The organism is Streptomyces sp. NRRL S-118 (assembly GCF_000716335.1).
Lineage (GTDB): Bacteria > Actinomycetota > Actinomycetes > Streptomycetales > Streptomycetaceae > Streptomyces.
In genome coordinates this window covers 1-2,867 of the sequence record NZ_KL591016.1, presented here as the reverse complement: position 1 = coordinate 2,867, position 2,867 = coordinate 1, and the positions used below count along the sequence as shown (strand labels likewise).

The window sequence follows — 2,867 nt, the reverse complement described above, 5'->3', positions numbered from 1 at the left end:
GACTGTCCAGGTGTCGTTGCCGGTGAGGAGTGTGGTGAGGTCGCCCTTGCCGTGTTGTTCGATGGCGGTGTCGAGCTGGTCGGCCATGAGGGTGTCGTAGACGGGGCGGGTGACGCTGCGGAAGACGCCGATGGGGGTGTGGTGGAGGGTGTCGGGGTCGGCGAGGCGGGAGAGGGCGAAGGCGGTGGTGGGGCTGGTGGTGGTGGCGTCGTGGACCAGTACGTCGGTTTCGTTGTCGGGTGTGACGGTGACGACCTTGAGGTCCCCGGTGGTGGTGTCGCGGACGACGCCTTTGGTGTTGTCCCGGCCGAAGCGGATGGGCCGGCCGTGTTCCAGGCGGATCACGGCGTCCTGGGCCCGGTCCTTGTCCTTCAGGGCGTCGAAGGCGCCGTCGTTGAAGATGTTGCAGTTCTGGTAGATCTCCACGAGCGCGGTGCCGGGGTGGTCGGCGGCGGCCCGCAGGACCTCGGTGAGGTGTTTGCGGTCGGAGTCGACCGTTCTGGCCACGAACGACGCCTCGGCGCCGATCGCCAGCGACACCGGGTTGAAGGGCGCGTCCAGTGATCCCATCGGGGTCGACTTGGTGATCTTGCCGACCTCGGAGGTGGGGGAGTACTGGCCCTTGGTCAGGCCGTAGATGCGGTTGTTGAACAGCAGGATCTTGAGGTTGACGTTGCGCCGCAGGGCGTGGATGAGGTGGTTGCCGCCGATGGACAGGGCGTCGCCGTCGCCGGTGACGACCCAGACCGACAGGTCGGGGCGGGAGGAGGCCAGTCCGGTGGCGATGGCCGGTGCGCGGCCGTGGATGGAGTGCATCCCGTAGGTGTTCATGTAGTACGGGAAGCGGGAGGAGCAGCCGATGCCGGAGACGAAGACGATGTTCTCCCGGGCCAGGCCGAGGTCGGGCATGAAGCTCTGGACGGCGGCGAGGATGGCGTAGTCGCCGCATCCGGGGCACCAGCGCACTTCCTGGTCGGACTTGAAGTCCTTCGTGGACTGGGCGGTTTCGGCTTTGGGGACGAGTTTGAGTGCCTCAGACATCGGTGGCCTCCTTCAGGGCGCGGGCGAGCTGCTCGGCCTTGAACGGCATGCCGTTGACCTGGTTGTAGCTGTGTGCGTCGATGAGGTATTTCGCGCGGATGAGGGCGGCCAGCTGGCCGAGGTTCATCTCGGGGATGACGACCTTGTCGTAGCGGGCCAGGACGTCGCCGAGGTTGCGGGGGAAGGGGTTGAGGTGGCGCAGGTGGGCCTGGGCGATGCGGCCGCCGTCCTTGCGGATGCGGCGTACGGCGGCGGTGATGGGGCCGTAGGTCGATCCCCAGCCCAGGACGAGGGTGCGGGCGCCGCCCGGGTCGTCGACGTCCAGCGGGGGGACGTCGATGCCGTCGATCTTGGCCTGGCGGGTGCGGACCATGAAGTCGTGGTTGGCCGGGTCGTAGGAGATGTTGCCCGTGCCGTCCTGTTTTTCGATGCCGCCGATGCGGTGTTCCAGGCCGGGTGTGCCGGGCACCGCCCAGGGGCGGGCCAGGGTCTGCGGGTCGCGCTGGTAGGGCCGGAACACCTCGCTGCCGTCGGGCAGGGTGTGGTTGGGCCCGGTGGCGAACCGCACCCGCAGGTCGGGCAGCTCCGGGGGTTCGGGGATCCGCCACGGTTCGGAGCCGTTGGCCAGGTAGCCGTCGGACAGCAGGAACACCGGGGTGCGGTAGGCGAGCGCGATCCGGGCGGCCTCCAGGGCCGCGTCGAAGCAGTCCGCGGGGGTGCGTGGCGCCACCACCGGGACCGGGGCCTCGCCGTTGCGCCCGTACATGGCCTGCAGCAGGTCCGCCTGCTCGGTCTTGGTCGGCAGGCCGGTCGAGGGGCCGCCGCGCTGGATGTCCACGATCAGCAGCGGCAGCTCCAGCGACACCGCCAGCCCGATCGTCTCGCTCTTGAGCGCCACCCCCGGGCCGGACGTCGTCGTCACCGCCAGCGACCCGCCGAACGCCGCGCCCAGCGCCGCGCCGATACCGGCGATCTCGTCCTCCGCCTGGAAGGTCCGCACACCGAAGTTCTTGTGCCGTGACAGCTCGTGCAGGATGTCCGACGCCGGAGTGATCGGATACGACCCCAGATACAACGGCAGGTCCGCCTGTTGTGAGGCGGCGATCAGCCCGTAGGACAGGGCCAGGTTCCCCGAGATGTTGCGATACGTCCCCGCGGGAAACGCCTGCGTCGCCGGAGCGACCTGATAGGAGACCGCGAAGTCCTCGGTCGTCTCCCCGAAATTCCAGCCCGCCCGGAACGCCGCCACGTTCGCCTCGGCGATCTGCGGCTTCTTCGCGAACTTCGACCGCAGGAACCTCTCCGTGCCCTCCGTGGGCCGGTGATACATCCACGACAGCAGCCCCAGCGCGAACATGTTCTTGCTCCGCTCGGCCTCCTTGCGCGACAGACCGAAGTCCTTCAGCGCCTCGACCGTCAGCGTCGTCAGCGGCACCGGATGAACGCGATAACCCTCCAGCGTCCCGTCCTCCAAAGGCGAGGTCTCATACCCCACCTTCGCCATCGCCCGCCTGGCGAACTCATCGGTGTTCACGATGATCTCACCGCCCCGCGGCACATCACCGAGATTCGCCTTCAACGCCGCCGGGTTCATCGCGACCAGCACATCCGGCGCGTCACCCGGAGTCAGAATGTCATGGTCCGCGAAATGCAACTGGAACGACGACACCCCCGGAAGCGTCCCGGCAGGAGCCCGGATCTCCGCCGGAAAATTCGGCAGCGTCGACAAATCATTCCCGAAAGACGCCGTCTCCGACGTGAAACGGTCACCCGTCAACTGCATACCATCCCCGGAATCACCCGCAAAACGAATGATCACCCGGTCC

The 2,867-nt window shown here is 67.9% G+C and carries 2 protein-coding genes; both read right to left on the bottom strand.

Annotated elements, in window-relative coordinates; all coding sequences use genetic code 11:
- A partial coding sequence (locus tag IH00_RS0124400) for a 2-oxoacid:ferredoxin oxidoreductase subunit beta (RefSeq protein ID WP_031077057.1) occupies positions 1-1,041 on the bottom strand: 1,041 nt, incomplete at its 3' end.
- The coding region (locus IH00_RS0124395) for a 2-oxoacid:acceptor oxidoreductase subunit alpha (protein WP_031077055.1) at positions 1,034-2,867 on the bottom strand (1,834 nt) is incomplete at its 5' end. The genes IH00_RS0124395 and IH00_RS0124400, both read right to left, overlap by 8 nt.